A 21,834-nucleotide genomic window follows, 5' to 3' on the forward strand; every position below is an offset into this window, starting at 1 on the left:
GGAATGCCCTGATGCTGGATTCTCTACTCGTTCCCACCGCAGTCGTTGCCTTGGCCGAAATCGGCGACAAGACGCAACTGCTCGCTCTCATTCTCGCCGCCCGCTTTCGCAAACCCTGGCCGATCATCGCCGGTATCGTCGCTGCGACCCTGGCCAACCATGCCGCCGCCGGTGCCGTCGGCGCCTGGTTCGGCAGCTTCTTTTCGGATTCGGTGCTGCACTGGATCCTTGCCGCCAGCTTTGCCGCCACCGCGCTGTGGACCCTGGTGCCGGACAAGATGGATGACGACGAAGCCAGCACGGCCCGCAAGTTCGGACCGTTCCTCACCACGCTGATTGCCTTCTTCCTGGCGGAAATCGGTGACAAGACCCAGATCGCCACCGTAATGCTCGCAGCGCAATACCCTGAGCTGTGGCTGGTGATTATCGGCACCACCCTCGGCATGCTGATCGCCAACGTGCCGGTGGTCCTGGCCGGTAACTTTGCCGCGGACAAACTGCCCCTGACCCTGATCCGGCGCCTGGCAGCGTCGGCGTTCTTCATCCTGGCTATTGTTGCGGTGTACAAAGCTCTGCAGCTTTAAGCGGCAAGCCATAAGCTGCAAGCAGAGCGACTCGGCTTCTACTTGCAGCTTGCCGCTTACCTCTTGCTGCTGTTGTAAAGCGGCATGACTTTCGGGATCGCCGCCTGCAGCGACTCGATCCGGCTGCTGGAAGCCGGGTGAGTGCTCATGAACTCAGGCGGCGAACCTCCGGAGACCTTGCTCATTTTGTTCCACAGGGTGATCGCTGCGTTCGGGTTGTAGCCGGCGCGCGCGGCCAGTTCCAGGCCGATCAGGTCGGCTTCGTTTTCGTTGGCGCGGCTGTTGGGCAAGGTCATGCCGTAGTTGGCCACGGTATCGGCCAGCGCCAGGGTATCCTGGCCCAGGCCGAGCAACACGCCAGCGCCCTGCTTGGCCATTTCAATGCCATAGGCCTTGGACATCGCTTCACGACCGTGCTCGCGCAGGGCGTGGGCGATTTCATGGCCCATGATCGCGGCAATTTCGTCGTCGGTGAGCTTGAGCTTGTCGATCAGCCCGGTGTAGAAAATGATCTTGCCGCCGGGGCCGCAATTGGCGTTGAGTTCGTCACTCTTGATCAGGTTGACTTCCCACTTCCAGTGCGCCGAATCCGGGCGAAAGTTCGGCGCCTGGGCGATCAGGCGCGTGGCGATGGCATCGACCCGCCTGGCATCGCTGCTGGTCTGGTCCAGCACGCCTTTTTTGCCCGCCTCGCCCACTGTCTTCTGGTAGGACTGGGCATACATCTGGTTGACCTCATCGGTCGACAGCATGCTGAACATCCACTGCGAGCGCTCCACACCCACGGCGCCACCGCTGGTGGTGTTGACCGACTGACAGCCAGCGATCAGCAAACTGGCACCCAGCGCACACAAAACCCAACTTTTACTCATGAAAGCTCTCCCTGAAAACATGGCGCGTATCGTAGGCGGTGCGCTGTATCTGCGCCAGATGCAACAGACGTGTAACACGCCATTTCCCGCCCGGCCCCATCCCCAAGTCTCAATCCCTTTATAAAACACCCCTCGGTCAATGGCATCAAGGCCCGACACCGGTCTCGATGCGACACATCCGGGCCAAAAACAGTCATTCATGAAATTTCCGCTCATGGACCGCCATCCCCCCGCCGATAAAGCTCGGCAGATGCCCTCCTGCGTCCGGAGCCTTTATGAAATTCAAGTCGATTCAGTTTTCCGTCGCCGCACTCGCCGGAGCCATCGTGCTCAGCGTGGTGGTTGCGCTGGTGTTGTACGCGCTGTTTGCCGGTGCACGCACTCAGGAAATGGTCCAGCAACGGACCCAGGCCCAGTTCGAACAAGTCATCGAGCAACGCCTGCGCGGCCTGGCACAGACCCAGGTCAGCCAGATCCAGCGCGAACTGGAAGCGCCGCTGCTGATCGCCGGTGGCCTGGTGCGGGTCAACACACTGATCGGCTCCCAGGATGCCGAGGGCAAGCCCGTGTTGAGTCTCAGCCGTGAGCAACTGGTCAGCCTGATCAAGGAGAACGTCGCGAAGAACCCGAAAATTCTCGGCGCCTACATCGGCTGGGAACCCAATGCGCTGGATCACAACGACACGGCCTACGTTGGCAGCAAGGACATCGGAGTCGACGCCACCACCGGACGCTTCCTGCCGTGGTGGTTCCGCAATGATGACGGCAGCCTGGGCCTGGATAAACTGGCGGACGTGAACGACCGCACCGTGCTATCCACCGGCGTGCGCGCCAGTGAGTACTACCTGTGCTCCCAGGAGAGTAAAAAATCCTGCGTGATCGACCCCGCGCCCTACAAGGTCGGCGACAAGATCGTCATGCTCGCCTCCTTCATCGAACCGATCATGCTCAACGGCACCTTTCAGGGCATTGTCGGCGCCGACCTGTCGGTGAACTTCATTCAGGACATGCTCCTGGCCGCCAACCAGAAGCTGTACAACGGTGCCGGTGAAATGGCCCTGATTGGCGGCAACCAGCGCCTGGTGGCCTACACCAAGGACCCAAGCAAGTTCGGCGAAAAAGTCAGCGACATATTGGACGCCAATCAGTTGGCCAACCTGGGCAACCTCAGTCGCGGCGAAGTGACCTACAACGTCGATAAAACCAACGGCAAGATCGAACTGTACCTACCGTTCGGCATCGGCCAGACCGACGCGCGCTGGACCCTGCTGCTGCAATTGCCGCTGAACGCCGTGATGGCCGACCTGCAACAACTGCAGGGCGACCTGAACAGCCAGCGCAAGGCCGACACGTTTGGCATGGCCATGGTCGGCCTGGGAATTGCCGGCCTGGGACTGTTGGTGATCTGGCTCGTAGGCCATGGCATCGCCCGACCGCTGAAGCAGATGGTGGCGATGCTCGATGACATCGCCCAGGGCGAAGGTGACCTGACCCGTCGCCTGACCAGCGACCGCGCCGACGAACTCGGCTCGATCGCCAAGGGCTTCAACACCTTCCTGGCAAAACTGCAGGCGATGATCACCCAGGTGGTGACCTCGGTGCAGAGCGTCAGCGACTCATCGGAGCACACCGCAGACATCGCCATTCGCACCAACCTGGGCGTGCACAAGCAAATGGCCGAAATCGATCAGGTGGCCACTGCCGTGCAGGAAATGACCGCGACCGCCCAGGACGTGGCACGCAATGCAACCCAGGCCGCGCAGGCCGCCAGCCACGCCGATCAGGCGGCCACCCAGGGCATGCAGATCGTGCGCGACACCTCGATCTCGATTGGCGCCCTGGCGGTGGAAATCGGCAATGCCGTCGGCGTGGTGCAAACCCTGGCCAAGGACAGCGAAAACATCAATGCGATCCTGACCGCCATTCGCGGGATTGCCGAGCAGACCAACCTGCTGGCCCTGAACGCCGCCATTGAAGCGGCGCGGGCCGGCGAGCAGGGCCGCGGCTTTGCAGTAGTAGCCGATGAAGTGCGCAACCTGGCGCAGAAAACCCAGCAGGCCACCGAAGAAATCCAGTCGATGATTCAACAGTTGCAACAAGGCACGCGCGACGTGGTGCGGGTGATGGAGGACAGCCAGAACAGGACCGACGAAAGCGTACAACACGCCGCCAGGGCGGCGCAGGCGCTGGAGACCATTACCCGGGCCGTGTCCGTGATCAACGACATGAACACCCAGATCGCCAGCGCCGCCGAAGAGCAAAGCGCAGTGGCCGACGACATCAACCGCAACGTGATCAATATCGGTCAGGTGGCCAATGAAGTGGCCGGCGGCGCGGATGAGTCGAGTGCGGCCAGTGCGGACCTGACCAAGCTGGCCGAGCAGCAGCGACGGTTGATCAATCAGTTCAGAGTTTAACTGAAGGTCCATGGGTGCGACGCAGAGCGTCACGGGATGCATTCCCACACGGAACGTGGGAATGATCGGCCAGATTGCGAAAAACTCAACCCGGGGTCAGGCACTCCGGTGCATTGAGCTTCGGATCATTCACCAGGTTCGCCAGCACCCGCTCGCGCAAGGCGGCAGGCTCGCTGGCGAGCAGCGCCTGCAGGGCGTGCAGCGGGGTTTCGGGGTTGAGCCAGGCTTCCTGCCCTGCCGCATCGAGAATCAACGGCCGGCGTTGGCTGGCGGCGGCCTGAGTCACCACCGCCGTACTCAACCAGACCTGCTCCTGCACCGGATACGCTTCCCAGATCGCGGCAAAAAACAATGCCGAACCTTCTCCTGGCGTCAGCCAGTACGGGCGCTTGCGGGTGGTACCGCGCCATTCGTAGAAGCCGTTGGCCGGTAACAGGCAACGGCGCAGGCGCAAGGCCTCGCGAAACATCGGCTGCTCGGCGACGGTTTCCGCCCGGGCATGGGCCGGCGTCTTCGACAAATCGGTCAGCCACGCCGGCGTCAACCCCCAGCGGGCACGCGCAAGGGTACGCTGGCCCGCCTCGGCGCGCAGGATCAGCACCGAATCATTGGGCGAAATATTCCACTGCGCCTGCTGATCGGCCGGAAAACCGGGCAAGGCCGCAAACGCGGGGTTCCAACGAAACAGGGCAAAACGTCCACACATGGGGCAACACGACTCTTGATCAAACGAACACCAGCCTAACAGACCAGCACGCCGGGAAAGCTATCCGGTTCGTCACCGGGCAGCGGCAGAGCGGCATTGTAGGCCGCAATCAGCTCTCGGGCGTACTGGGCCTGGTCATTGTCCACCGCCAGGCCCAGCAGCCCAGACGCCGGCAACTCACCCGTGCCACCGAGCAAATCGCGCCCCACCAGGTGCGCTTCCACGCCTTCGCTGGCCAGCATGCCTTGCAGCAACTCACCTTCCATCAGGTTTTCCGGTTCGTAGATGCGCTGCATAAAAGCCACCCCTCACTCGTTTTCGCTGTGAACTTCGAGCAACCACTCATGACCGTCGGTCTGCAGAACAAAGGTGATGGGGCGACAGCACACTGGACAGTCCTCGATATACGTCTGGTCACCGCCAGATAAATCCAGAACAGCCTCCACTTCTTCACCACAGTAAGGGCATTCATAGCGCTCGGTTTCCAGCATCGCGGTCTCCCAAGTGACTTGTGCGTATAATCGCCGGTCTATTTGCAGGGCTATTTTTGTTTGAGCTGCTTTTTCAGACCGTACCCTGTGTGGATTCGATCCGATCCATTACTTACCCTAGCCGTTTCTAACAAGAGAGCATGATGGGCGAATTCGATGCCATCCGACCTTACGACGACAGCGAAGTCCCGGCAGTGCTGGCACGGCTGCTGAGCGACAAGGCGTTTCTAGATATCCTCACCCACTTTCGCTTCCCGCGCTTTGCCGGCGCCCTGGGCTGGATGCTCAAACCACTTATAGCTCATCGGCTGCGCCGAGAGTTTGCCGGTGTCACCTCGGTTGCAACGCTGCAGGACAAGGTCGAGTTCTATGTCGACCACACCATCGAGCGCGCAACCGACGGTGTGACCTACACCGGCGTCGAGCAATTCAAGTCCGGCAGCGCCTATCTGTTCCTGGCCAACCATCGCGACATCGTGATGGACCCGGCGTTCGTCAACTACGCGATCTACCACGCCGGCCTGCCCACGCCACGCATCGCCATTGGCGACAACCTGCTGCAAAAGCCCTTCGTCAGCGACCTGATGCGCCTGAACAAGAGCTTTATCGTACACCGCTCCATTACCGGCCGGCGCGAGAAGATGGCGGCGTATCAGTTGCTGTCGGCGTACATCAACCATTCGATCCGCAACGATTGCGCCTCGATCTGGATCGCCCAGGCCGAAGGCCGCGCCAAGGACGGAGACGATCGCACCGAGTCGGCGATCCTCAAGATGTTTCACATGAGCCGCAAGGACGAGCCGTTCGGCGAGGTCATCCAGTCGCTGAACCTGACCCCGGTGTCGATCAGCTACGAGTACGACCCGTGCGACCAGGCCAAGGCCCGCGAGCTGTACATCCGCGCCACCACCGGCAGTTACACCAAAGCACCGGGCGAGGACGATGTGAGCATCGCCAAGGGCATTACCGGCTACAAGGGCCGGGTCCACGTCAACTTTGCAGCGCCCATCACCGAGCTGTTCGACGACACCAAGCAACTGGCGGTCGAGATGGACAAGCAGATCCTCGGCGGTTACCGGTTGTTCCCGGTGCACTACCTGGCGTACGCCCAGTGGAACGACGCCGACCCACAATTGCAGGTGCCGAAGGCTGCCGAACTGTTCCCGGCCGAAGAACTGGCCAAGGCCGGGCAAGAATGGCAAAACCGCCTCGACGCCTGCCCCGAGGAACACCGCCCGTTCCTGGTGCTGCAATACGCGACACCGGTGCGCAATCAGTACCGGGTCAAGGCGGGTTTACCGCTGTAAGGCTTTGGCTTCAAACAAAAGCGGCGCCCCTCGGGGCGCCGTTTTTGTTTGCCCGGGACAGGCTCCCGGCCGCCGTCAGATCCGCGTACTGATCCACGACACCAGCAACGCCAGGCCCAGGCAGGCAAAGCCGAACGCGTAGAAAAAGCGGTTCATGCGCAGGGTTGCGATACTCGACAAGTGCACCTGCGTGTCGGCATCCGCACGCCCGGCCTGCGCGGCGAGACTGGCCCGGGCCTGCTGCTCGCGACGACGGGTCGCGTGCAACAACCAGCCACCGGGGCAGGCCACCAGCAGCGCGAAGATATTGATCAGTTTGGCGGGGTGAGCGGTAAACAACGACCAGATCATTTGCAACGACATCGTGAACCTCATGCGAAACGGGGCATACGGGACATCGAAACAACACCCGCGGCGCGGATTCTACCCAAAGCCCTGCTCCCTGCCCTCGCTTTCCGACAAAAAACCGGCCATTCGACCGACTCATGCCCTGCGTCACGTCTTCGTCATCTAAACACGCCAAGCTGTCGCCCCTCGAAACCGACACGGAGCTTGTCATGCTGCACGCCGAAAACCAGGATCGCCTTTACCTCATTACCCCGACCGACGAACAACAAACCCTCGTCGGCAGCCTGGCCTTCAACGTTCAAGACCGCCACTGGCTCGTCTACTGCGCCCTGGGCGGACACCAGCACCCCGACCTGCCGGAAACCGACCTGCTGACCGGCGTCAGCGTACTGGACTTCTACTCGCAAGCCGCGTGAAGACAGTTGCTGACGCATCTGGGTGAATACAGGGTGTGCCTGATCAGCAATCAGGCCGCCTTCACGTACAAGCGCAATACCGCTACCCCGCCAAAAAAAACAAACCAACGTACACCCGCCCCACCACTCAACAGGCCGAGCGTTAGCTCGCCTGCCGCTCTTGATCTTGCTCTGGCTCTTGATCCACCCGCCCCTTCGGCAGGCCGAGCGCAGGCGTTCATCAGGGGAGTGGCGCGCAGCGCCCCTCGACACAGTCGAGGACATCGCATGGAGGTCGAGCGAAGCCGACCGGAGGGCGATGCCCCCTGAGGAATGCCGGAGTCGAGGGAACCCCGAGCCTTGGCGAGGGGCAGGACGCTCGGGGCGAAGCGTTTTTTTGCTTACTTTTTTTAGGCGCTTGTAAAAAAAGTGAGTCGCCGTCAGGCGAAACCATAAGTCGCCATGACCGCAGCAACGGATATGTACACCGCACCTGCAAGAGATTGGTTGGCTGCCAAGCCGCCTTCGCGGGCAAGCCCACTCCCACAGATCATTCAACAGAAACAAAAAAACCCGGCTCATCACTGAAACCGGGCTTCTTCAGACACACCGCAAACCGTTACTCGCCCAGGACCTGACCCACCGTCGGATCCTTGAACAGACGAGTCAACGCATCACTCAAGACATCACCGACCAGCTTAGTGTTGGTCTCCTGGTTCGGCGCCATACCAAAACGCTGATCCAGCGACGCACCGTAACGACCGCTATAGCGACGGTTGGCATTCTGCACATCAGAACGGAAAGTCGCACCGATGGTCGCCTCGGTCACATACATGCCTTCTTTAGGCGACTGATACTTCAGCTCGGCCAAGGTCACGGTCAACTGCGGCGCGTTGTAGGCATTGGCTGTCGGCGTGAAACCCAACAGACGCACAGCCGCTTCAGCCTGAGCCTGCAACTTCGGCAGGATCTGCGCGCTTTGCACCGTAATCGCGCTGGTTTCCGGGTACAGGCCGCCACGGGTGCCCAAGGTCGGCGACGGACGACCGTCAACCACCTTCACCACCACCGGCTGACCATGACCGACCGGCGCCAGTTGAGTCGTCAGTTTCGGCTCCGGGGCTAGTTGCTGCGGGCTGTGGGCGCAGCCAACCAGCGTCAAACTGGTCACAGTGATCAAACCGAACAACAGGCGTTGCAACATGCGCTTCTCTCCAGAATCAGGCACAAACAGAGCGGCAGTATAGCGGGGGCCACTCGCTTCAAACCAGCGACCCTGAACATAGGCTGAAGACTTGCGCAATGTTACGCCGAGCGAGCCCCTGGTAACCCGAGTGTCATGCCACACTGCTAACGTCAACGCTGTCACCGCTCGAGGGCATTGCCATGCAGTTTTTCTGGTCGCTGTTTGCTCCACACCGTAATTTCCGCAGCTTCGTCCGGCTCGACAGCAACGACTGCTGCCTGGCATTCAAGCACTGTCGTGTGCCGCCAATGGGCGACGGTTGGGTGGAAATCAACGAGATTCGCCCTCATTGGTTGCACCAATCCCTACCCGCCAGCGCCCGCGTGACCCCACGCATTGCTCGCGCACGGTTGCACCGCGTGTTGGCCACCTGACCGAACGGCTAATAAAAGTCATTAAACACGACCATTTCCCTGCGTTTCTTCGCTACAATCTCCCCCCGATTATAAGGACGTCTCCTGATCGGGCCTCGCAGCATCGCTAATACTCGCGTATTGGCTCCCCGCACCGCCCACAGAGAGCCGCCCACACAGATCGAGTAAAGCTGGCGAGCTTGCTGTTTACCCTGCAAACCACCACTTTTCGCGCATCTGCCAGAGCTGTCATGACGCTCGGTCACTGAGCTGTTTGCCCGTTTTGCCTGCCATGTAACCCATGCTGGCAATCTATCCTCGGGCCCGGTGCCAGGCGCAGATAGCCCTTTTTTGAGGTTCACGTCTTCAAAAGAGCGTGAAAAAACGGGTTTTCACAACTTCACAAGAGTGTGGCGAGCAAATGAATAGTTTTGCGTCTGAACATGCACCATTAGCGTCTACAACAGCCCAATTACACAGGACCGAGCACTCCTCAAGAACCGGAGCCTGAAGCCTGTCCGCTACGGATTTGGTTGCACAAACAGACGTATCGACCATAAGTCGAATTGCCTCCCGCGCGCTGAAGTGAGTTCATAGGAACCCTGAAGCCGGTGGGTAGCGTCTGTCGAAGTTGCGAAAAATTGCGAAGATTCGGACATGGCGATCCTGGCCATGAGTGACCCGGGGCACAACAGAACATGCCCTGTAACTCCTGGCAGCTATGCCGACAATTTGGTGCTGCAGATTTTGGAGACGCGTTAAATGGCGCATAACGAAGCAGTCGACGTGGTACTGGTTGGGGCGGGCATCATGAGTGCCACCCTCGCCGTGCTGCTCAAAGAGCTCGACCCCGCGATCAAACTGGAAGTCGTCGAGCTGATGGATTCCGGTGCCGCGGAGAGTTCCAACCCGTGGAACAACGCCGGCACCGGTCACGCCGGGCTGTGTGAGCTGAACTACACGCCACAGGCCGCTGACGGCAGCGTCGACATCAAGAAAGCCGTGCACATCAACACTCAGTTCGAGGTGTCGAAGCAATTCTGGTCGTACCTGACCAAAAAAGGCACCTTCGGCTCGTCGAAATCCTTTATCAGCCCGGTCCCGCACCTGAGCTTCGTGCAGGGTGACGCTGGCGTTTCGTTCCTCAAGGAACGGTTCAAGGTGCTGAGCAGGCACCACGCCTTCGCGGACATGGAATACACCGAAGACAAGGCAACAATGGCGCAGTGGATGCCATTGATGATGCCTGGTCGTCCGGCTGATGAAACCGTCGCCGCGACCCGCGTGATCAATGGTACCGACGTCAACTTCGGCGCCCTGACCAATCAACTGCTCAAGCACCTGACCAGCGCACCCGATGCCCAGGTCAAGTACTGCAAGCGCGTGACCGGTCTCAAGCGTAACGCCAACGGCTGGACTGTCAGCATCAAGGACGTCAACAGCGGCAACACCCGTGATGTCGATGCAAAATTCGTCTTCCTCGGTGCCGGCGGTGCGGCCTTGCCGCTGTTGCAGGCCTCGGGCATCGAAGAAAGCAAAGGCTTCGGCGGCTTCCCGATCAGCGGCCAGTGGCTGCGTTGCGACAACCCGGAAGTGGTCAAGCACCACCAGGCCAAGGTCTACAGCCAGGCAGCCGTCGGTTCGCCGCCGATGTCGGTGCCGCACCTGGACACCCGCGTGGTTGATGGCAAGAAGTCCCTGCTGTTCGGACCTTATGCCGGCTTCACCACCAAGTTCCTCAAGCACGGTTCGTTCATGGACCTGCCGATGTCGGTACGCGCCGGCAACATCGGCCCGATGCTGGCGGTCGCGAAAAACAACATGGACCTGACCAAGTACCTGGTCAGCGAAGTGATGCAATCGATGGAACAACGCCTGGAATCGCTGCGTCGCTTCTACCCTGAAGCCAAGGCCGAAGACTGGCGCCTGGAAGTTGCAGGCCAGCGCGTGCAGATCATCAAGAAAGACCCGAAAAAGGGCGGCGTCCTGCAGTTCGGTACCGAACTGGTGGCGGCCAAGGACGGTTCGCTTGCGGCCTTGCTCGGCGCTTCGCCGGGTGCCTCGGTGACCGTTTCGATCATGCTTGAGCTGATCGAGAAATGCTTCCCGAACAAAGCCTCCGGTGAATGGGCGGCCAAGCTGGCAGAAATCTTCCCGGCCCGGGAAAAGGTTCTGGAAACCGACGCTGCGCTGTATCGCAAGATCAACACGCAGAACAATGTCGCACTGGAACTGGTAGAAGAAAGCAGCGAGACCCCAAGCTTCGCTTGATCCTCGCCCATGAAAAACGCCCCGTTCTCCTTGAGAGCGGGGCGTTTTTTTTGTCGCTTCGAAAACCTTAGCCGCGCGCTTTGCGGATCAGTTCGATGTAGTCCTCGGCGTTGCGCTGGTCCGAAATCAGGGCAATGAAGTCATTGCCGTGCTCGTCCTTGCCATCTAGGTCATGGCCAGCCTCGACAAAAAACACCAGAAAACGCTCGAAATCGTCGATACGCAGGCCGCGGTAGGCCTTGATCAGTTTGTGCAGGGACGGTGAAGTCGCGTCAGCCGGCTCGAAATCGAGGAACAACTTGATCTGCGCATCGCCGATCTCGTCACCAATCAACTGCTTCTTATCTTTACGCATTGCCGACTCCAGCTCGCAGACATTTCACGGGGCCAGCAGTTTACCCCTGCCCTGACCCAGGCCTCAACGACCAACCTTCAGCGCGAGCGCACGGCCCCGGTGTGCAGATCCGCCCAGACATGGCCATTGCCATAGCTGAGGAACTGGCAATACACCGTCCCGCTGCGCAGCAAGTCGATCACCACCCGGTATTGGGCCATTGGGTAATACAGCGTGAGGGTCTTGGTCTGCTCGTCGTAAATCGGCTTTTTCAGGCTTTTGCTTTCGCCATCAAAATTCACCAACACCTGACTGATGCTCGCCCCTTTGTTCATGGCTTTGCCTTTGAGGCGAATCATCAGGGGTGAAGTAATCGGAATCGGTTGCTGGCTGGACTGACGCTGGCTGCCGACCACCACCGAATACTCGGTAACCTGCAACAATTGCTGCTGTTCGGGCGCCGCATCACGCAGGGTCAGGTCATCGGGAGGCAGAAACTGCCCGTGCATCAGCGCGGGGGCGGCCGCCAGCGGCAGGCTGACGCTCAATAACAGCGCAGCGCAACTGCGAATCAAAAGGCTCATGACAGGCTCCGAAGGGGGGCCCAGCACTGTAGCAGCGTGAAGCGCGCCGTCAATCGAACTGCGCGCGCATCCAGGCGTGATACTCGACGACGCCAGGCTCACCTTCGCGGGGAGCCCAATACGCGTGCTCGCCCTCACCTACCGGCCGGTAAGGCCCGGACTTGCATTCGAACATGACACTATCAGCCTCCAGCACCACCAGGCCATGGTAGACCCTGGCGGGAAGGTCCACACCCAACGTCTCGCCGCCCGCCTGCAGAATGCGTTTTGCAACGACTTCGCCATGCTCATCAAAGATCAGTACGCCGAGACGCCCCTTGAGCACCAACAGGGTTTCAGCCTTATCGTCGCTCAGGTGCCGATGAGGCGGGATGTAAGTCGCTGGCTGCAAGCCAACGGCCATGCGATGGCACGGCTCTTCCATTTGATGGAAGTTGTGGTGCTGACGCCCGCGAGGACTGGCCGCGGCTTTCTCGGCCAAGTCAGCAAACAGTGTTTGATCGAGAAAGCTCGGCGTTGTCATGTTTACATTCCTTTAACGGCATAGATCCCGTTGGCGTTGCGCCAGTAACCCTTGTAGTCCATGCCGTAACCGAAGATGTAACGGTCGATGCATGGCAAGCCGACGAAGTCCGCCTTGAGATCAGGACGCGCCTTGCGGTCGTGGTCCTTGTCGATCAGTACGGCGGTGTGGACCTTGCGGGCGCCGGCGTGCTTGCAGAAGTCGATGATCGCACCCAGGGTGTGACCTTCGTCGAGAATGTCATCGATGATCAGCACGTCACGGTCGATGAACGACACTTCCGGCTTGGCTTTCCAGAACAGGTCGCCGCCGCTGGTTTCGTTGCGATAGCGGGTCGCGTGCAGGTAGGAAGCTTCCAGCGGGAACTTCAGATGAGTCAGCAGCTTTCCGGAGAAAATCAGGCCGCCGTTCATGACACAGAACACCACCGGATTGCTGTCAGCCAGTTGTTCGTTGATGTGTGCACCGACGCGGGCGATGGCCGCCTCGACTTCAGCTTCGGTGTACAGGCAGTCAGCCTCTCGCATGATTTGACGGATATGCTCGAGATCAGCGGACATGGCGCTCTCCAAGGGGGTGGCGGATTCGGAAAAGCGGGCAAAGGTACGCATCCAGACGAGCCAGATCAAGCGTTTCTGGACTAACGTGCTGTATGTCTATAGGACAACACCCTCGGATAGATTAATCTAGGCCGGTTTTTTTGCCCGCCGCCGGAGCCTTTCCCTATGCCCATCCGTGAGATCCGCCACCCGCTGATCCGACACAAACTTGGCCTTATGCGCCGCGCAGACATTAGCACGAAGAATTTCCGTGAGCTTGCTCAGGAAGTCGGTGCACTGCTGACCTACGAGGCTACCAAAGACCTGCCCCTTGAATCCTATGACATCGAGGGCTGGTGCGGCACCGTTTCGGTCGAGAAAATCGCCGGTAAGAAAATTACCGTCGTGCCGATCCTGCGCGCCGGCATCGGCATGCTCGAAGGTGTCCTGAGCCTGATCCCGGGCGCCAAAGTCAGCGCCGTGGGCGTGGCTCGCAACGAGGAAACCCTCGAAGCGCACACCTATCTGGAGAAGCTGGTTCCGGAGATCGACGAACGGTTGGCCATGATCATCGACCCGATGCTCGCCACTGGCGGCTCGATGGTCGCGACCATCGACCTGCTGAAAAAGGCCGGCTGCAAGGACATCTGTGCCATGGTCCTGGTGGCCGCCCCCGAAGGCATCGCCGTGGTAGAGAAGGCTCACCCGGACGTGACCATCTACACCGCCTCCATCGATCAGAAACTGAACGAACATGGCTACATCATTCCTGGGCTTGGCGATGCTGGCGACAAGATCTTCGGCACCAAGCAGAAGGACGCGTGAGCATGCAGGATGAGTTCAACGATCCGCTCTGGCGCCAGGTGTTGTCGGGTGCGCAGATGCTGTTCGTGGCGTTTGGCGCCCTGGTGTTGATGCCGCTGATTACCGGCCTCGACCCCAATGTCGCGCTGTTCACGGCGGGCCTGGGGACCATTTTGTTCCAGGTCGTGACCGGACGTCAGGTCCCGGTGTTCCTGGCGTCGAGCTTTGCCTTCATCACTCCGATCATTCTCGCCAAGGGCCAGTTCGGCCTGGCAGCGACCATGGGCGGGGTCATGGCGGCCGGTTTCGTCTACACCTTCCTGGGCCTGGCCGTGAAGATCAAGGGCACCGGGTTCATCGACCGCTTGCTGCCGCCGGTAGTCATTGGCCCGGTGATCATCTCGATCGGCCTGGCCATGGCGCCGATTGCCGCGAACATGGCCATGGGCAAGGCCGGCGACGGTACCGAGCTAATTCCTTACCAGACGGCAATGATGATCTCCATGCCGGCGCTGCTGACCACCCTGATCGTGGCGGTGTTCGGCAAAGGTATCTTCCGCCTGGTGCCGATCATCTCCGGCGTGCTGGTCGGGTTTGGCATGGCGTTTTTCTTCGGTGTCGTCGATACCGCGAAGATCGCCGCCGCGCCCTGGTTCGCGCTGCCGCAATTCACCGCCCCCGAGTTCAACTGGCAGGCGATTCTGTTTATTGTCCCGGTGGCCCTGGCCCCGGCCATCGAACACATCGGTGGCGTGATCGCGGTCGGCAGTGTGACCGGTCGTGACTACCTGAAAAAGCCTGGCCTGCACCGCACACTGTTTGGTGACGGGATCGCCACCACCGCAGCCGGCCTGCTCGGCGGCCCGCCCAACACCACCTACGCCGAAGTCACGGGCGCGGTGATGCTGACCAAGAACTACAACCCGAAAATCATGACCTGGGCGGCGATCTTTGCCATGAGCCTGGCGTTCATCGGCAAGTTCGGCGCACTGCTGCAAAGCATTCCAGTGCCCGTCATGGGCGGGATTCTGTGCCTGTTGTTCGGTTCGATCGCGGCGGTGGGCATGAACACCATGATCCGCCACAAGATCGACCTGGGCGAAGCGCGTAACCTGGTGATTGTCTCGGTCACGCTGGTATTCGGGATTGGCGGTGTGCTGGTCGGTACCGGTACCGGTCCGGATGACTTCGGCCTCAAGGGCATCGCGTTGTGCGCCATTGTGGCGATTGCGTTGAACCTGATCCTGCCGGGGAATGATGGCTGGAAGAAAAAACTGCCGGATGAGCCGTTGTTGTAACCGGCGACTCAATCGTCTGTTGCGAGGGAGCTTACTCCCTCGCAACAACAAGCCTGCCGTCACTTCAATGTATGCGCCTACACAGCGATCGGCGCCCTTTCACACAATGTGTTCAACGCCTGCGCCCACTGCGGGTCATCGTTCAGGCACGGTACCAGCACCAACTCCTCGCCACCCGCCTCGCGGAACTGCTCCCGCCCACGATCACCGATTTCTTCCAGGGTTTCGATGCAGTCGGCGACAAACGCCGGGCACATCACCAGCACCTTCTTCACACCTTGTTTGGCCAACTGATCGAGACGGGCTTCAGTGTAGGGTTCGATCCATTTGGCGCGCCCCAACCGCGACTGGAATGACACTGACCATTTGCCGTCGGGCAACCCCATGCGCTCGGCCAGTGCAGCCGCCGTGCGCAGGCATTGACCGCGATAACAGGTGGCAACCACCTCGGCAGGCGCACCGGCACAGCAATCGCCGCCGCCTTCAAAGCGATGGCCCGGGTTGAGCTTCTTCAGGTGTCGCTCCGGCAACCCGTGAAAACTCAGCAGCAGGTGATCGTAGTCCTGCTCAAGGTACGGCCTGGCGCTGGCAGCCAAGGCGTCTAGGTATTCAGGCTGATCGTAGAACGGTTGAAGAATAGAGAACTGCACATCCAGCTTCTTCTCACGCACGACCCGCCTGGCTTCCTCGACGACGGTCGTCACGGTGCTGTCAGCAAACTGCGGGTACAGCGGTGCGAGCGTGACCTGCTTGATACCTTGCGCAGCGATGCGTGTGAGTACCGTCTCAATCGACGGCTCGCCATAACGCATCGCCAGCTCGACCGGCCCCTGGGTCCATTGCGCAGTCATTACCTGCTGCAAGCGACGACTGAGCACCACCAGGGGTGAGCCTTCTTCCCACCAGATCGAGGCGTAGGCGTGGGCCGACTGCTCGGGGCGCTTGATCAGAATCAGCGAAACCAGCAAGCGTCGAACCGGCCAGGGCAGGTCAATAACGTAGGGGTCCATCAGAAATTGATTGAGGTAGCTGCGCACGTCCGCGACTTGTGTGGAAGCGGGCGAGCCCAGGTTGACCAGGAGCAACGCGTGATCGGTCATGCAACGTCCTATTTCAAAGGCGGCTGGACAAGTCATCCAGAGCCGCACGCAAATCAGTGAACCGGAAAGTGAAACCCGCCGCCATCAAACGCGACGGTGTTGCCCGCTGGCCACCGAGTAACAACAGTGACAACTCGCCAAGACCGACCTTGAGCACAAGGGACGGCAACGGCATGAACGCCGGCCGGTGCAGTACACCGGCCAATGTCTTGGCAAACTCGCGATTGCGCACCGGTTTGGGCGCGCAGCCATTATAAGGACCACTGGCATCATTCTGATGCAGAAGAAAATCAATCAGGCCGATTTGATCCTCGATATGGATCCACGACATCCACTGCCGACCATTGCCAATCGGCCCGCCCAGCCCGGCCTTGAAGGGCAACAAGAGCCGCGACAAAAAGCCGCCCTCCGCCGACAGCACCAGGCCAGTACGCACCAGCACCACGCGAATGCCCAAGGCCTCGGCCCGCTGCGCGGTTTCTTCCCAGGCAATGCACAATTGGCTGGCGAAATCCTCGCTGACCGGGGGCGAGTCCTCGCTCAACTCACGTTCTCCACCATCGCCGTACCAGCCCACGGCCGATCCGGAAATCATCACCCGTGGTTTTTGTTCGCGACTGTCCAGCCATGCCAGCAGGGTTTCTGTCAGGCTGATCCGACTGCTCCAGAGCACTGCCTTGCGTCGATGGGTCCAGAGTCGGCTGGCAATGGGAGCCCCGGCCAGATTGATCACCGCGTCCACCGATGCGGGGCCAATGTCTTCCAGGCGGCCAATGCCACGCACCTTGGCACCGCATAAGGCAGGCACCTTTTCCGGCTTGCGGCTCCACACCGTCAGGCTGTGCCCCTGGCTCAACCAGAGTCGGCACAGCTGGCGTCCTATCAAACCAGTACCGCCGGTCAGCAATATGTGCATGACGTGTTCCTCGCGTGGCGTTTTACCCCGATCACTAGTCTATTTTTATAGGCAGGGATGTTTCGGATCGGGCGGCTCTGTGATTAACAATAGGCCAAGCTGCCAGAACGAGAACGCTGAAAGTTATACCAAAAAATAAAATTGTACAGGTTTGGCCCGAAGCGTAGCCTGTAGAGAAAGGTAAACGAGGCCCCCTATGACTGTACCCATCGCAATCATCGGCACCGGAATCGCCGGACTTTCTGCAGCACAAGCCCTGCAGGAAGCCGGGCACGTCGTGCAATTGTTCGATAAAAGCCGAGGCAGTGGCGGCCGCATGTCGAGCAAGCGCAGCGATGCCGGCTCACTGGATATGGGCGCACAGTATTTCACCGCCCGCGATCGCCGATTCGTCACTGAAGTCCAGCGCTGGCATGCCAATGGCTGGGTCGCTGAATGGGCGCCTCAGCTCTACAACTTTCATGGCGGACAGCTCAGTACCTCGCCGGATGAACAGACCCGCTGGGTGGGCACACCCCGCATGAGCGCCATCACTCGCGCCCTGATCGGCGATACGGAAGTGCACTTCGCCTGCCGCATCACCGAGGTCTACCGCGGCGAAGAACATTGGCACCTGCAGGACGCCGAGGGCTTCACCCATGGCCCCTTCAGCCATGTCGTGATTGCGACGCCGGCACCACAGGCCACGGCCTTGCTGGCGGCGGCACCGAAACTCGCCGGGGTTGCCGCGGGGGTAAAAATGGACCCGACCTGGGCCGTAGCCCTGGCCTTCGAAACGCCGCTGGAAACGCCCATGGAAGGCTGCTTCGTCCAGGACAGCGCGCTCGACTGGCTGGCTCGCAATCGCAGCAAACCCGGGCGCGACAATACCCTGGACACCTGGATCCTGCATGCCACCAGCGCCTGGAGCCGACAACACATCGACCTGTCCAAGGAAGCGGTGATCGAGCAACTGCACGGTGCCTTCGCCGAGCTGTTGCACAGCGCCATGCCCGCTCCCAGCTTCAGCCTGGCCCATCGCTGGCTCTATGCTCGCCCGGCCGGCAACCATGAGTGGGGTGCACTGGCAGATGCCGACCTGGGCTTGTACGTGTGCGGCGACTGGTGCCTGTCCGGACGCGTAGAAGGCGCCTGGTTGAGCGGCCAGGAAGCTGCACGCCGCTTGCATGCGCACCTGCAGTGAACGCTGCGACCGGATAGACGGGCTGGAAGTGACGCCACGCAGGCCAACACCCTGTATCTGTAGCGCCCTATGCCCCTGCCCGACAAAAACCTATACAAAAAATTTGACTTGTACAACATCGAATCTATGATCAAACAAAGCTGTACAACACCAACTACTTGTACAGGTTTAGATCCGAGGCACTTCGATGAACAGTCAGAGCACGAGCAAACCGAAAATCGCCATCAGTGCCTGCCTGATGGGTGCCGAGGTCAGGTACAACGGCGGGCATAAAGCGTCCCGGCTGTGCAGCCAGACCCTTGGCGATTACGTCGAGTGTGTCCCGGTTTGCCCCGAAGTCGCCATTGGCCTGGGGGTACCTCGCGAGCCGATTCGCCTGGTCGGCGATCTGCGGCAACCACACGCCGTCGGCACCCTGAACCCTGAACGCGATGTCACCCGCCTGCTGGCCGATTACGGGCAGCGCATGGCCAGTGAGCTCGGCGATATCTGCGGCTATGTCTTCATGCAGAAATCACCCTCCTGTGGCCTGGAGCGAGTCAGGGTCTATCACGCCAACGGCAACCTCCAGGACGGCGGCGCACGTGGCATCTACGCCCAGGCGTTTTGCGCCCGACACCCAAGCATGCCGGTGGAGGAAGACGGCCGGCTCAACGATCCGATACTGCGCGAGAACTTCCTGACCCGGGTATTCGTCTACGCCGCATGGCAGACAGTGTTGCGAGCCGGGTTGAGCCGCCAGGGTCTGACCGACTTCCACGCCCGTTACAAGTACCTGCTGATGGCCCACAACCCGGTGCAATACAAAGCCCTGGGCAATCTGCTGGGTCGCCCGGGCCAGAGCGATCCCGATGAGCTGGGCCCGCGCTACTTCAAGGCGCTGATGACAGCCCTCACGCAATGCGCCACCCGCCGCACTCACAGCAACGTACTGCAACACCTTGCCGGCTATTTCAAACGAGTCATCAGCCACGAGGACAAGCAGGAAATGCAGCACCTGATCAGCCAGTATCGCCACGGCATCGTGCCGCTGGTGGTTCCCCTGACCCTGCTCAAGCATCACTTGCGCCAACATCCCGACCCGTACGTTGCGCAACAGGTCTACCTGCAGCCGCACCCGGAAAATCTCAGCCTGCGAAATGCGATTTAAATGAACAACCAACCCGATACCCATGCTCAGGATTGCAGCGCCGGTTACCAACAGGCACTGGCTGAAGGCTGGCTGCCGATCCGCGACGTGGCCCGCGTGACCGGCGTCAATGCCATCACCTTGCGTGCCTGGGAGCGCCGTTACGGGCTGATCGTGCCGCAGCGCAGTCCAAAGGGGCACCGCCTGTTCTCGGCCGACCATGTACAACGCATCCACACCATTGTGACCTGGCTCAACCGTGGCGTAGCCGTGAGCCAGGTCAAGCCGCTGCTCGACACGCCACAGACGTTCAGCACGACGGTGGAAAACGAGTGGAAGATCCTGCGCCAGAAACTGACCCGGGCCATCAGTCAGCTAGCCGAGCGGGAGGTCGACGACCTGATCAACCAGGCCATGTCGCTGTACCCGCCCCGGACCTTGTGCGAGCAACTGCTGATGCCGCTACTGGGCGAACTCGAGCAGCGCTGGCAGGGGCAGTTCGGCGCACGGATGGAACAACGGTTCTTCCATGGTTGGTTGCGCAGCAAATTGGGCGCCAGGCTCTACCACAACAACCGCCAGCTGCGCGGTGCGCCGCTGTTGCTGATCAACCACTCCGACCTGCCACTGGAGCCGCAACTGTGGCTGGCCGCCTGGCTGATCAGCAGCACCGACTGCCCGGTGGAAGTGTTCGACGGGCCGCTGCCGGCGGGCGAACTGGCCCTGGCGGTCGAGCACCTGCAAGCACGCGCGGTACTGCTGTACTCGAGCACATCGATCAATCTCAAACAGCTGACGAAACTTCTGCACAACGTCAGTTGCCCAACACTCATCGCCGGCCCCACGGTGTGCATCCACCACACCGAGTTGTCCGTGAGCACTACAGACTGCACTGATTTACTCCTCGCCAAAGACCCCTTGGCGGCCCACCAGATGCTGCTTGCGCGCGGACTCATTTAAATGCCCAAGGCGAAACCGACCCTGCAATTGATCTGGCTGCGCAACGACCTGCGCTTGCATGACAACACGGCTCTCTCGGCCGCCACGGCGCGCGGCCCGAGTGTAGCGTTGTACCTGTTGAGCCCCGGGCAATGGCTGGCCCACGATGATGCACCGTGCAAAGTGGACTTCTGGCTGCGTAACCTGCGGCCATTGAGCCAGGCGCTCGGCGAGCTGAACATTCCCCTGCTGATCCGCAGCGCCCCCCGCTGGGACGACGCCCCCGGGGTACTGGTTGCATTGTGCAACGAGCTGAACGTTGAGGCCGTCCACGTCAACGAAGAATACGGCGTTCATGAGACACGCCGGGATACGGCCGTCAGCCAGGCCCTCGACGCCAGCGCAGTCGCTTTCCATCACTACCTGGATCAATTGCTGTTCAAGCCAGGCAGTGTGCTGACCAAGACCGGCACCTGGTTCAAGGTTTACAGCCAGTTCCGCAAAGTCTGTCATGCCCGCTTGCAGGGCGCGCTGCCCCAGCTGGTGGCGCCCCCCAAGGCTCAGTCCCCCATGGCAATCAACAGCGACCCGGTTCCCGAGCAGATCCCGGGCTTTGAGACGCCGAGCGCGCAGCTGCACGCACTCTGGCCGGCAGGCGAGGACGAAGCGCACCGACGGCTTGAGTTTTTCGCCCAGGCACAGATCCATTACTACCAGGACGAACGCGACATGCCGGCCAAACCCGGCACCAGCCAGTTGTCGGCCTACCTCGCCACCGGCGTGATTTCGCCCCGGCAATGCCTGCACGCCGCACTGCAAGCGAATCAGGGTGAATTCGACAGTGGCAGCGTTGGCGCAGTGACCTGGATCAACGAGCTGCTGTGGCGCGAATTCTACAAACACATTCTGGTGGGCTACCCACGGGTCTCCCGCCACCAGGCCTTTCGCCCGGAAACCGAAGCCGTGGCCTGGCGCACAGCGCCTGACGAACTGGCCGCCTGGAAAGAGGCGCGCACCGGCTTGCCCATCATCGACGCGGCCATGCGCCAACTGCTGGCCACCGGCTGGATGCACAACCGTCTGCGGATGGTGGTGGCGATGTTCCTGAGCAAAAACCTGTTGATCGACTGGCGTGAGGGCGAACGCTTTTTCATGCGCCACCTGATCGACGGCGACCTGGCGGCGAACAACGGAGGCTGGCAGTGGAGTGCCTCCACGGGCACCGACGCGGCGCCCTGGTTCCGGATTTTCAACCCGTTGAGCCAATCGGCAAAATTCGACCCCGAAGGGCTGTTTATCAAACACTGGCTGCCTGAGTTGGCCGGGCTGGACAACAAAGATATCCACAACCCGGCGGCCTCGGGCGGATTGTTTGCCGTAGCAGGCTATCCACTACCCATCGTCAACCTCAGCCAATCGCGCGAGCGTGCACTGGCGGCGTTCAAACACCTGCCTGCGTCCCTGGATGGGTGTCGGGGCATAGCGTGATGTACCT

At 60.6% G+C, this 21,834-nt stretch carries 24 protein-coding genes; 12 read left to right on the top strand and 12 right to left on the bottom strand.

Annotated elements, in window-relative coordinates:
* Positions 1–11 precede the first annotated feature (11 nt).
* Positions 12–584, top strand: coding sequence for a TMEM165/GDT1 family protein (locus CKW07_RS20000; protein WP_095146691.1), 573 nt, complete (start codon positions 12–14; stop codon positions 582–584).
* 56 nt (positions 585–640) lie between these two features.
* Here the strand turns inward: CKW07_RS20000 and CKW07_RS20005 are convergent, their stop codons facing one another.
* On the bottom strand, positions 641–1,456 hold the full coding sequence (locus tag CKW07_RS20005; protein ID WP_095146692.1) for a M48 family metallopeptidase: 816 nt from the start codon (positions 1,454–1,456) through the stop codon (positions 641–643).
* 275 nt (positions 1,457–1,731) lie between these two features.
* On the opposite strand from CKW07_RS20005, the gene CKW07_RS20010 reads away from it, so the two are divergent.
* Complete coding sequence (locus tag CKW07_RS20010) at positions 1,732–3,873, top strand: methyl-accepting chemotaxis protein (RefSeq protein ID WP_095146693.1); 2,142 nt, start codon at positions 1,732–1,734, stop codon at positions 3,871–3,873.
* Positions 3,874–3,958: 85 nt separating this feature from the next.
* Here the strand turns inward: CKW07_RS20010 and CKW07_RS20015 are convergent, their stop codons facing one another.
* Genes CKW07_RS20015 through CKW07_RS20025 form a run of 3 tightly spaced genes read right to left on the bottom strand, consistent with a single transcriptional unit; the run spans position 3,959 to position 5,070 of the window.
* Positions 3,959–4,579 carry an SOS response-associated peptidase gene (locus tag CKW07_RS20015; protein ID WP_095146694.1) on the bottom strand — a complete coding sequence of 207 codons (621 nt, stop codon included), beginning with the start codon at positions 4,577–4,579 and terminating at the stop codon, positions 3,959–3,961.
* A 35-nt stretch (positions 4,580–4,614) separates the two neighbouring features.
* On the bottom strand, positions 4,615–4,875 hold the full coding sequence (locus tag CKW07_RS20020; protein ID WP_095146695.1) for a putative signal transducing protein: 261 nt from the start codon (positions 4,873–4,875) through the stop codon (positions 4,615–4,617).
* A gap of 12 nt (positions 4,876–4,887) precedes the next feature.
* Positions 4,888–5,070: a CPXCG motif-containing cysteine-rich protein gene (locus tag CKW07_RS20025; protein ID WP_052967976.1), complete on the bottom strand. Its 183-nt coding sequence runs from the start codon at positions 5,068–5,070 to the stop codon at positions 4,888–4,890.
* Positions 5,071–5,210: 140 nt separating this feature from the next.
* Here CKW07_RS20025 and CKW07_RS20030 point away from each other — a divergent pair, with 140 nt between their 5' ends.
* Positions 5,211–6,377 (top strand): 1-acyl-sn-glycerol-3-phosphate acyltransferase, encoded by a 1,167-nt coding sequence (locus CKW07_RS20030; RefSeq protein ID WP_095146696.1) that lies wholly within the window; start codon positions 5,211–5,213, stop codon positions 6,375–6,377.
* Positions 6,378–6,452: 75 nt separating this feature from the next.
* On the opposite strand, the gene CKW07_RS20035 is transcribed toward CKW07_RS20030, so the two are convergent.
* Entirely contained in the window at positions 6,453–6,740 is a 288-nt protein-coding gene (locus CKW07_RS20035) for a hypothetical protein (RefSeq protein ID WP_095146697.1), read from the bottom strand.
* 194 nt (positions 6,741–6,934) lie between these two features.
* Between CKW07_RS20035 and CKW07_RS20040 the strand changes: the two genes are divergently transcribed.
* A complete protein-coding gene (locus CKW07_RS20040) occupies positions 6,935–7,141 on the top strand; it encodes a hypothetical protein (RefSeq protein ID WP_095146698.1) in 207 nt (68 codons plus the stop codon).
* Positions 7,142–7,739: 598 nt separating this feature from the next.
* On the opposite strand, the gene CKW07_RS20045 is transcribed toward CKW07_RS20040, so the two are convergent.
* Positions 7,740–8,324 carry a YajG family lipoprotein gene (locus CKW07_RS20045; protein WP_095079739.1) on the bottom strand — a complete coding sequence of 195 codons (585 nt, stop codon included), beginning with the start codon at positions 8,322–8,324 and terminating at the stop codon, positions 7,740–7,742.
* Positions 8,325–8,506: 182 nt separating this feature from the next.
* Between CKW07_RS20045 and CKW07_RS20050 the strand changes: the two genes are divergently transcribed.
* Both CKW07_RS20050 and mqo read left to right on the top strand, forming a co-directional pair.
* Positions 8,507–8,740 carry a hypothetical protein gene (locus CKW07_RS20050; protein WP_095146699.1) on the top strand — a complete coding sequence of 78 codons (234 nt, stop codon included), beginning with the start codon at positions 8,507–8,509 and terminating at the stop codon, positions 8,738–8,740.
* 741 nt (positions 8,741–9,481) lie between these two features.
* On the top strand, positions 9,482–10,990 hold the full coding sequence (mqo, locus tag CKW07_RS20055; protein ID WP_095146700.1) for a malate dehydrogenase (quinone): 1,509 nt from the start codon (positions 9,482–9,484) through the stop codon (positions 10,988–10,990).
* Positions 10,991–11,057: 67 nt separating this feature from the next.
* On the opposite strand, the gene CKW07_RS20060 is transcribed toward mqo, so the two are convergent.
* The 4 genes from CKW07_RS20060 to CKW07_RS20075 all read right to left on the bottom strand — a co-directional run bounded on the left by CKW07_RS20060 (position 11,058) and on the right by CKW07_RS20075 (position 12,991).
* Positions 11,058–11,345: a PA4642 family protein gene (locus CKW07_RS20060; RefSeq protein ID WP_095146701.1), complete on the bottom strand. Its 288-nt coding sequence runs from the start codon at positions 11,343–11,345 to the stop codon at positions 11,058–11,060.
* A 77-nt stretch (positions 11,346–11,422) separates the two neighbouring features.
* Positions 11,423–11,908 carry a hypothetical protein gene (locus CKW07_RS20065; protein WP_095146702.1) on the bottom strand — a complete coding sequence of 162 codons (486 nt, stop codon included), beginning with the start codon at positions 11,906–11,908 and terminating at the stop codon, positions 11,423–11,425.
* A gap of 49 nt (positions 11,909–11,957) precedes the next feature.
* The gene (locus CKW07_RS20070) at positions 11,958–12,431 is read right to left on the bottom strand and encodes a WbuC family cupin fold metalloprotein (protein WP_095146703.1); all 474 of its coding nucleotides are present in this window, start codon (positions 12,429–12,431) and stop codon (positions 11,958–11,960) included.
* Between the two features lie 2 nt (positions 12,432–12,433).
* Positions 12,434–12,991 carry a hypoxanthine-guanine phosphoribosyltransferase gene (locus tag CKW07_RS20075; RefSeq protein WP_095080052.1) on the bottom strand — a complete coding sequence of 186 codons (558 nt, stop codon included), beginning with the start codon at positions 12,989–12,991 and terminating at the stop codon, positions 12,434–12,436.
* Positions 12,992–13,156: 165 nt separating this feature from the next.
* Here CKW07_RS20075 and upp point away from each other — a divergent pair, with 165 nt between their 5' ends.
* Both upp and CKW07_RS20085 read left to right on the top strand, forming a co-directional pair.
* A complete protein-coding gene (upp, locus tag CKW07_RS20080) occupies positions 13,157–13,795 on the top strand; it encodes a uracil phosphoribosyltransferase (protein ID WP_095079728.1) in 639 nt (212 codons plus the stop codon).
* 2 nt (positions 13,796–13,797) lie between these two features.
* Positions 13,798–15,072, top strand: a complete 1,275-nt coding sequence (locus CKW07_RS20085) for a uracil-xanthine permease family protein (protein WP_095146704.1) — start codon at positions 13,798–13,800, stop codon at positions 15,070–15,072.
* A gap of 77 nt (positions 15,073–15,149) precedes the next feature.
* Here the strand turns inward: CKW07_RS20085 and hemH are convergent, their stop codons facing one another.
* Both hemH and CKW07_RS20095 read right to left on the bottom strand, forming a co-directional pair.
* Positions 15,150–16,172, bottom strand: coding sequence for a ferrochelatase (hemH, locus tag CKW07_RS20090; RefSeq protein ID WP_095146705.1), 1,023 nt, complete (start codon positions 16,170–16,172; stop codon positions 15,150–15,152).
* 13 nt (positions 16,173–16,185) lie between these two features.
* The gene (locus tag CKW07_RS20095) at positions 16,186–17,088 is read right to left on the bottom strand and encodes a TIGR01777 family oxidoreductase (RefSeq protein ID WP_095146706.1); all 903 of its coding nucleotides are present in this window, start codon (positions 17,086–17,088) and stop codon (positions 16,186–16,188) included.
* Positions 17,089–17,284: 196 nt separating this feature from the next.
* On the opposite strand from CKW07_RS20095, the gene CKW07_RS20100 reads away from it, so the two are divergent.
* The 4 genes from CKW07_RS20100 to phrB all read left to right on the top strand — a co-directional run bounded on the left by CKW07_RS20100 (position 17,285) and on the right by phrB (position 21,827).
* Positions 17,285–18,271 (top strand): NAD(P)/FAD-dependent oxidoreductase, encoded by a 987-nt coding sequence (locus CKW07_RS20100; protein WP_095146707.1) that lies wholly within the window; start codon positions 17,285–17,287, stop codon positions 18,269–18,271.
* Between the two features lie 187 nt (positions 18,272–18,458).
* Complete coding sequence (locus CKW07_RS20105) at positions 18,459–19,421, top strand: DUF523 and DUF1722 domain-containing protein (protein WP_095146708.1); 963 nt, start codon at positions 18,459–18,461, stop codon at positions 19,419–19,421.
* The gene (locus CKW07_RS20110; RefSeq protein ID WP_095146709.1) at positions 19,422–20,360 is read left to right on the top strand and encodes a MerR family transcriptional regulator; all 939 of its coding nucleotides are present in this window, start codon (positions 19,422–19,424) and stop codon (positions 20,358–20,360) included.
* Positions 20,361–20,381: 21 nt separating this feature from the next.
* Positions 20,382–21,827 (top strand): deoxyribodipyrimidine photo-lyase, encoded by a 1,446-nt coding sequence (gene phrB, locus CKW07_RS20115; RefSeq protein ID WP_095146746.1) that lies wholly within the window; start codon positions 20,382–20,384, stop codon positions 21,825–21,827.
* Positions 21,828–21,834: the final 7 nt, after the last annotated feature.

It is taken from the genome of Pseudomonas sp. Irchel s3b6 (genome assembly GCF_900187415.1).
Lineage (GTDB): Bacteria > Pseudomonadota > Gammaproteobacteria > Pseudomonadales > Pseudomonadaceae > Aquipseudomonas.

Coding starts and splice junctions, on each gene's coding strand:
- CKW07_RS20085 (WP_095146704.1), top strand. CDS start 13,798: ATGCAGGATGAGTTCAACGATCCGCTCTGGCGCCAGGTGTTGTCGGGT.
- CKW07_RS20100 (WP_095146707.1), top strand. CDS start 17,285: ATGACTGTACCCATCGCAATCATCGGCACCGGAATCGCCGGACTTTCT.
- CKW07_RS20045 (WP_095079739.1), bottom strand. CDS start 8,324: ATGTTGCAACGCCTGTTGTTCGGTTTGATCACTGTGACCAGTTTGACG.
- CKW07_RS20050 (WP_095146699.1), top strand. CDS start 8,507: ATGCAGTTTTTCTGGTCGCTGTTTGCTCCACACCGTAATTTCCGCAGC.
- CKW07_RS20040 (WP_095146698.1), top strand. CDS start 6,935: ATGCTGCACGCCGAAAACCAGGATCGCCTTTACCTCATTACCCCGACC.
- CKW07_RS20025 (WP_052967976.1), bottom strand. CDS start 5,070: ATGCTGGAAACCGAGCGCTATGAATGCCCTTACTGTGGTGAAGAAGTG.
- CKW07_RS20035 (WP_095146697.1), bottom strand. CDS start 6,740: ATGTCGTTGCAAATGATCTGGTCGTTGTTTACCGCTCACCCCGCCAAA.
- CKW07_RS20060 (WP_095146701.1), bottom strand. CDS start 11,345: ATGCGTAAAGATAAGAAGCAGTTGATTGGTGACGAGATCGGCGATGCG.
- CKW07_RS20000 (WP_095146691.1), top strand. CDS start 12: ATGCTGGATTCTCTACTCGTTCCCACCGCAGTCGTTGCCTTGGCCGAA.
- CKW07_RS20020 (WP_095146695.1), bottom strand. CDS start 4,875: ATGCAGCGCATCTACGAACCGGAAAACCTGATGGAAGGTGAGTTGCTG.
- CKW07_RS20075 (WP_095080052.1), bottom strand. CDS start 12,991: ATGTCCGCTGATCTCGAGCATATCCGTCAAATCATGCGAGAGGCTGAC.
- CKW07_RS20105 (WP_095146708.1), top strand. CDS start 18,459: ATGAACAGTCAGAGCACGAGCAAACCGAAAATCGCCATCAGTGCCTGC.
- CKW07_RS20110 (WP_095146709.1), top strand. CDS start 19,422: ATGAACAACCAACCCGATACCCATGCTCAGGATTGCAGCGCCGGTTAC.
- mqo (WP_095146700.1), top strand. CDS start 9,482: ATGGCGCATAACGAAGCAGTCGACGTGGTACTGGTTGGGGCGGGCATC.
- upp (WP_095079728.1), top strand. CDS start 13,157: ATGCCCATCCGTGAGATCCGCCACCCGCTGATCCGACACAAACTTGGC.
- CKW07_RS20030 (WP_095146696.1), top strand. CDS start 5,211: ATGATGGGCGAATTCGATGCCATCCGACCTTACGACGACAGCGAAGTC.
- CKW07_RS20005 (WP_095146692.1), bottom strand. CDS start 1,456: ATGAGTAAAAGTTGGGTTTTGTGTGCGCTGGGTGCCAGTTTGCTGATC.
- hemH (WP_095146705.1), bottom strand. CDS start 16,172: ATGACCGATCACGCGTTGCTCCTGGTCAACCTGGGCTCGCCCGCTTCC.
- CKW07_RS20015 (WP_095146694.1), bottom strand. CDS start 4,579: ATGTGTGGACGTTTTGCCCTGTTTCGTTGGAACCCCGCGTTTGCGGCC.
- CKW07_RS20065 (WP_095146702.1), bottom strand. CDS start 11,908: ATGAGCCTTTTGATTCGCAGTTGCGCTGCGCTGTTATTGAGCGTCAGC.
- CKW07_RS20010 (WP_095146693.1), top strand. CDS start 1,732: ATGAAATTCAAGTCGATTCAGTTTTCCGTCGCCGCACTCGCCGGAGCC.
- CKW07_RS20070 (WP_095146703.1), bottom strand. CDS start 12,431: ATGACAACGCCGAGCTTTCTCGATCAAACACTGTTTGCTGACTTGGCC.
- CKW07_RS20095 (WP_095146706.1), bottom strand. CDS start 17,088: ATGCACATATTGCTGACCGGCGGTACTGGTTTGATAGGACGCCAGCTG.